The following is a 6778-nucleotide window of genomic DNA, read 5'->3' as shown; positions in this document are numbered from 1 at the left end:
CCAGAATAGTTTTGATTCCCGCTATGGTAGGTAAGGGCGTTTAATTGGCTCTGTAGCTCATCAATTTTCAACTGATTTGGATTAATGCACTTGGTTAGGTAGTTTGTAGGGCAGCGACTCAAGGTGGTTCTAGCATTGGCTAGCTGTGTATTCAAGCTGGATGCTTTTTCACGCTCTGATGCGGCTTTGTTGCTATCCGCATAATTTGACAGGCTAGTGAGCTTGTTCCTGGCAGCTTCAAGCTGAGCATCTAACGCTCTGATCGGTGCGCTGGCAGTGGCTTCCTGTGCCGCTTTTCCGGCCCCTTCAATACCGCCGTGAAACGACCCAGCAAAGTACACCACGGTATAAGCACCCAACAAGGACATGACCCCGAAAAATAGAGCAGGGTGATTCTGATCGGTGAATGCTTTAGAGACTGCCGGCACGATCGAGGCCTTAGCGACGGCCAAACCAACGAAGCCCAGCACAAAAATCCAGGTAAGCAATCCGGAACCGTTTTTGACACTCCAATAAATCGCCATAGATCCGGCCAAGAGTTCCAGTGTGAGGGCTGAATAACCCAGCCATGAGCGCGACTGGTTGGCGTTACCGCGTTGTTGATACGCGATAAGCGCGAGGAATAGGGCAATGATACCCAAGGTTGCAATCAGTGATTCGCTACTGAAACCAGTAGTATTGATGATAGTATCGTTTTGCATTTTCTCGACTCCTAATACAGTCGTTTAAGTGAAGTCCTCCCGCTTGGTTCCCGCCAAGTGGGTAGGGCGTTACAGTTATTTTTTTGTGGTATCACCTCCTTCTAGTGGTAATTGTTGCTGGTCGTCTTCAATGAATTTTATATTTAGATGAGTGATTTTACGGCCAGTTTTTACCCTCTCAAAATGAATAAATATATTTGCTTTTTCTCTAAGCTCTTTTTCTGCCACATCAAGTATTTGTTTTTGGAAATGAACCCACTGGTAACTACTAGGAACTCCCAACATATCCCTTAATTGTTCAATGCTTTGTTTGTCAATCCATCCAATAAAACGGCCATTTGCCTTTCTCTTGTCTACCCAGCTAGCTAGTATTTCATAGAGTCGCCATGTGTAAGAGCTACTAAAACTCACAGCTTTCCGTAATGGATAACTGCTAAAGTTCTCTCTCATGCCGATTAGGTGCGGAACGACATGGTAGTTAAACTCGCAAGATATTTTACCTTCGTCAGTTTTGTACTCTGCGGAACTCATTAAAGTAAAAACGCGCTTACCTTTTTTGTTTTCCTCTCGATCAGTTGTTATTACTCTATGCATTAGAGTGTCTACGGCGCTTGCTAGATCCCTATAAGCTGTTTTTTCAGAAACGCCATAGGCTTTACTGTATTCAAGTGCTGATAACTCAATATCTTGATGTTTATTATCACCACGCATAGGGTGTAGTTTACTTATCAAGGCTTCCATGCACCGTTTTTCAGCTATCCCAAATCGGTAGTAAGCGCGAGAAAGAGCATGACCTTTAGTAACCGAGTTATTTGCTATTTCATACAGAGGATCAGCAGATGCTAGCTCATTAGAACTTTTACTTTTTTTCTGACGTGTTAGCTCAATCTTCCGCAGCAACCGATCAATATCAGACATCGTAAACACCAACTTAAAAACATAACACGTATAATACTTGTTTTTAAATTTAAAAACAAGTCGTGATAAATATGTTTTTTAACCATCAAAATATGTTTTTTAGACCATCAAAATATGTTTTTTAACCATCAAAATATGTTTTTTAGATCTTTAAGTATTTGATTTTTAAAAATTTCTGGCGTCTATAAACAAGAAGAAACAAAAGAAACATAACAAGAACTGTGGATAACTAAGCAATATGCAAAAAAGAGGCGTACCATTTTGGTGCTTGTAAGCCAGTTATCACACCAGAATCTTTTAACTTGGTTCTGACCAATCCAACCAACAATCAAAAGCAAAGTAGTTTAGGGCTTGCCGCCCTCTCAATGCTACGCACTGATTCACTTTGCTAGATTGTAGGGCGTTGAGTGCATCACAGTGACCATATTCCAAACTGACTTATATATTCGTATGGTTTCCATCGTTGAGCGGCTTAGCGGTCAATCTGAGGCGATTTATCCCTAACCAAGATTAAAAGCGGTTTGTCATGAGGATGATGGTTTATTTCCCGGCGGTATGCCGGGTTTGAACCTGATGAGCTTTGGCATTTCTACGGAGTGCTCCGCAGGTGTTATCCGTAGGGGAGACCCCTACACCCCCAAAGCCAGACTGTGGGTCGCGTAGGCCAGAGAAATCTCCTACTCGGTATCTTATATTGGTCTATTGTGGGCTAAAAATTAATCTTTAATATGAACACAGCCTTAATGACAGGCTATTTTCCCTATGTTATCGTCATTAAAACAAGAACACTATTAAGTCTGAATTTAATTCAACTTAACATACCGCCGCCACTATCCTGTTACCCATAACCCTAGGGTATTCGCTATGGACATTACCACCGCTAGCATCGTTTTAGGCTTAATTTTCGCCGCCTGTATTGTGCTTCTGATTTGGATATGCTTGAAATAAGGAAACTGCTCTAGCGCTTAAGGCCGCTGTTAATCCGTTTCATCTTCAAGAATATGTTGGCTTTCATTACAGCTGCTTGGTTATCCAAGAGTAATAAAAGTAGATTACCTTTGCGAACCTTAGGCTTTACGTTCGTCGTATTTCCGATTGAAAAACCGAATGATTAGCTATCGTTTAATATTTTGACCGATTCCAAGGCCCTAAATGCTGCACTTAGAAAAACTTTTCCGGGCTATTAGCCGATCTGGTATCCGACGCAGATTCCGTAACACTAACAATCATGTCTCCCATAAAAAAAACCGTTTGAAAGTTGGTAAATTACCGTACCTTCTTTTGCTGTTTGGCTTAACCATTTTTTATGCATTCCAATCATTCCTGATGTGATTATCAAATCATATGCTGTCTACCGGTTGTGGGTTTGGCAGAGACGCACAATTCATCCCAATTGCCAGAGAGTGCCGAGGCTGACGCGGGCACGATTCTGTCAATTGATATGAATTGTGGACTCACTACACAATTTCTACGAAATTGAGGTGAGCCCTTCGGGGATTAAGGGGAAATTTTCACTGCCTAGCGGCATAGGGAAAGGTAAAAAAGGGCGACTTTTAACAACATCGCCCTGCCCTCGTTAGGCCAATACGTGCGACGGTTTCCCGACGCCTCCGAGTGGTTTTAAAATCCCCTCAAGGGTTGCCTGATTCAACCAACGCTTATGCACTTCAATCATGCCTTGTGGCGTCATTGTTTGTGACTGATTGCCTTGGGTTAGGTGGCGACTAATAAACCGTTTTGCATCCTTTTGAGTGCACTTAATCGCCCCTTTTTCCACCTGTTCTTTCCAGTCAATATATAGCGCATCGTCATTTTCAAGCGTGACCACTTCAGGGTCACCTTGAAAGTGGTTTTCGACTGCACGCGTGCAGTCAATTTCGCTATTTTCGGTGGCTAGATTGGGTGGTTGTGAAGTGGTATTAGCATCACTTGCACCTGCCAGCATGGCGGCGGCATTGGGGAGTGAATAACCCGACTCTAACAGCACGCCTAATTGACGGGTCAGTAACTTAGTTTCGGGTATGCCACGGCTCACAAATTCACCCGTAAACCGGAACAGTAAGCTCAAAATATCGAACGCTAACACAAAGATTAGCCACTTCAGATCCCGCGCATTTTCTTCGGGAATATTGAGTAACCAAGCAATGATTTTATCATCCGCACCATGACCCGATTCTGAGGCAATATTTCCACCGGTGAGCAGGTCAGCGCGTTGTGTTTCAAGATCAGCAATCAGTTGTTTGGCGCCAGAATAGTTTTGATTCCCGCTATGGTAGGTAAGGGCGTTTAATTGGCTCTGTAGCTCATCAATTTTCAACTGATTGGGGTTAATGCACTTGGTTAGGTAGTTTGTAGGGCAGCGACTCAAGGCGGTTCTGGCATTGGCTAGCTGTGCGGTAAGAACTGCCGCTTTGTCGCTTTCCTTGGATGCTTTGGAACCGTCAGCATAGTTTGATAAGCCTGTGAGCTTATTTCTAGCGGATTCAAGCTGTGCATCCAGTGCCCTAATGGGTGCGCTTGCGGTGGCTTCCTGTGCGGCTTTTCCGGCACCTTCGATACCGCCGTGAAAAGACCCAGCAAAGTACACCACCGTATAAGCACCCAGCAAAGAAATCACCCCAAAAAACAGGGCGGGATGGTTGGCATCAGTAAAAGCTTTAGAGACGGCGGACACGATCGACGCCTTGGCGACGGCCAAACCAACAAAGCCCAGCACAAAAATCCATGTGAGCAATCCGGAACCGTTTTTGACACTCCAATAAATCGCCATTGATCCGGCTAAGAGTTCCAGTGTGAGGGCAGAGTATCCCAGCCATGAACGGGCCTGATTAGCGTTACCACGTTGTTGATACGCGATGAGCGCAAGGAGTAGGGCAATGATACCCAACGTTGCAATCAGTGATTCGCTACTGAAACCAGTAGTATTGATGATAGTATTATCTTGCATTTTCTCGACTCCTATAAAGTCGTTTAAGTGAAGTCCTGGTCTAGGTGCTGATACACCTAATCAGAACGGGGTGGGCGTGGCTTAATCGCTGCGCCTGATCTTATTTTTAACTTCCTACACCTCCTTAAGTGGTAGTTTTTGCTGCTCACTTTCAGCAAAACTTATGTTTAAGTGTGTTATCTTCCTGCCTGTTTTTACCCGTTCAAAACTTATGTGAATGTTGGCCTTGTCTCTAAGTTCTGTTTCAACGATATCAAGCACCTGAACTTTAAAATTATCCCATCGGTAGCTCTTAGGAACACCCAGCATTTCCCTTAGATCGTCAACGCTTTGGCGGTCAATCCAACCCATAAGCCGACCACCTGTAATGTTTTTATGTTGCGCCCAGCTAACCAGTATTTCATAGAATCGCCACGTGTAGGAGCTACTAAAGCTGACCGCTTTACGTAACGGGTAGCTGCTAAATTTTTCACGAAGGCCGATTAAGTGCGGGACAATATGAGAATTAAACTCACATACAATTTTCCCCTCTTTAGGCTGGTATCGAACGATAGACATTAGGGGGATTTTTTCATGGGTAACACCTCGCCGAGGGCTTTCAATAACAATAACTCGGTTTACTAATGCGTCACCTGCCTTTTCCAGATGTTCATAAGCATGTTTCCCAGCGTCTGGAAATGCCTTCACGTACTCAGTAGCGAGTAATTCTATTTCTTGTGGGTTGTCACTGCGTAAAGGGTTTAATTTGCTTATCAGAGCTTCCATACAGCGCTTTTCTACAATTCCAAAGCGATAGTAAGCGCGGGATAGGGCATGGCTTTTAGTAACGGTGTTATCAGCGACCTCGTGCAACGGGTCAACCTCTGCAAGTGCGTTAGTGTTTGCTGCTTTTCTCTCACTCAACAAGCGTATTGCTTCAATTTGCTTAAGCATTCTATCCAGTTCAGACATCTCATCAACCGCTAAAAACAATAAACGAACATTATCATTGCTTTTACTTAACTACAATACTTTTTATCACACTGTAGTTAACCCCCAAAACCTTGTAGTTAGACCCCCAAAACCTTGTAGTTAACCCCCAAAACCTTGTAGTTAACCCTGCAAGTTGTTGATTTAATTAAGGTTATAGCGCCTAGAAACAAGAAGAAACAATAGAAACAATAGATAGGGCTGTGGATAACCACCTCGATGAGCAAGAAAATAATGCAACTGTTAAATAGAATTGAAACGTGAAAGGTTTACTTTTTTGGTTTCACCGTTAACCGTAACATCTATAACAATACCGTCTTCATCATTTTTAAGAATTACGGGTTTTTTAACCACATCAAAAACACCTTTTACCACGGGTTTTGGAAACACCAATTGCATATCTCCTATAACATATCTAGATCTTAATATTAAAGGCTGTAAACTGTCTTTTATTAATTTGCCTTGAGCTCTGGTTGCCATAGTCATATATTCACCCTCAAAAGGCGAATTAATAAACAAACCCGCTTCTGTATTTGTAATATTTATAGCTCCGTCTTGGTGCTTATTTAACGACACCAAAACGTTGTGCAGTTTAGACGTTTTTCCGTCTTCTAAAAAATGGTTATGAGAGCCATTATTGCCAGCTTCTACAACTTTAAGATAAGATATTCCGCTTTCATCTGGTATAATATCTGTTTCTGCTCCTTTAATAATATATCTTCCTATTAAATCGGTTGATGACGTTTCTTCGTGACAACTTACTGTTATTAAGTTTTTATGCAACTTATGCGCCATAAACTCAATAAATCTCGATTTACCTGTACCGGTAGGACCTTTTAATAAAAATGGTAATTTTTGTTCGTACGAATGTTTAAAAACAGCTACTTCTTTTCCTACGGATTTATAATACGGACTTTTACTTTTTCCATTTAAAATAATTTCTTCTTCAACTGATTTCATTGCTTACTTATTTGGTTACTGTTTCAATGATTTTTGAAATCGTTTCTTTATTATCAACACCTAATCCTTCTTGTTGATGTACTAATTCTCCTGCTGGATTAAAAACAGTAATAATGTTTGAGTGAGAAAAATCTAAAGGTGAAATTTGTTTATATTTTACGGCTAATACATTAGCAAACTCTCTAACAGATGTTTTTGTTCCTTGTAAAAAGATCCAATGCTCATCATCCATAAGGTTTTCTTTTGCAAATGCTTTTAATCGTGTTGGTGTATCTGTTTCAGG

6 protein-coding genes are annotated in these 6778 nt (G+C 41.9%); all 6 read right to left on the bottom strand.

Annotation, left to right across the window (positions count from 1 at the left end):
• Positions 1-701: hypothetical protein (locus tag Q0688_RS11230; RefSeq protein ID WP_299076224.1), on the bottom strand; the 701-nt coding region annotated here is incomplete at its 3' end.
• Positions 702-776: 75 nt separating this feature from the next.
• Entirely contained in the window at positions 777-1619 is an 843-nt protein-coding gene (locus Q0688_RS11225) for a replication initiation protein (RefSeq protein ID WP_299076221.1), read from the bottom strand.
• A 1576-nt stretch (positions 1620-3195) separates the two neighbouring features.
• Positions 3196-4566, bottom strand: coding sequence for a hypothetical protein (locus Q0688_RS11220; RefSeq protein ID WP_299076218.1), 1371 nt, complete (start codon positions 4564-4566; stop codon positions 3196-3198).
• 114 nt (positions 4567-4680) lie between these two features.
• Positions 4681-5517, bottom strand: a complete 837-nt coding sequence (locus Q0688_RS11215) for a replication initiation protein (protein WP_299076215.1) — start codon at positions 5515-5517, stop codon at positions 4681-4683.
• 261 nt (positions 5518-5778) lie between these two features.
• Entirely contained in the window at positions 5779-6495 is a 717-nt protein-coding gene (locus tag Q0688_RS11210) for an AAA family ATPase (protein ID WP_299076212.1), read from the bottom strand.
• 7 nt (positions 6496-6502) lie between these two features.
• Positions 6503-6778: SCO family protein (locus Q0688_RS11205; protein ID WP_367179790.1), on the bottom strand; the 276-nt coding region annotated here is incomplete at its 5' end.

Origin of the sequence: uncultured Paraglaciecola sp., assembly GCF_937123705.1 — a bacterium.
GTDB lineage: Bacteria > Pseudomonadota > Gammaproteobacteria > Enterobacterales > Alteromonadaceae > Paraglaciecola.
The sequence above is the reverse complement of the archived record's forward strand: the minus strand, read 5'-3'. Positions and strand labels throughout refer to the sequence as shown.

Coding starts and splice junctions, on each gene's coding strand:
- Q0688_RS11215 (WP_299076215.1), bottom strand. CDS start 5,517: ATGTCTGAACTGGATAGAATGCTTAAGCAAATTGAAGCAATACGCTTG.
- Q0688_RS11210 (WP_299076212.1), bottom strand. CDS start 6,495: ATGAAATCAGTTGAAGAAGAAATTATTTTAAATGGAAAAAGTAAAAGT.
- Q0688_RS11225 (WP_299076221.1), bottom strand. CDS start 1,619: ATGTCTGATATTGATCGGTTGCTGCGGAAGATTGAGCTAACACGTCAG.
- Q0688_RS11220 (WP_299076218.1), bottom strand. CDS start 4,566: ATGCAAGATAATACTATCATCAATACTACTGGTTTCAGTAGCGAATCA.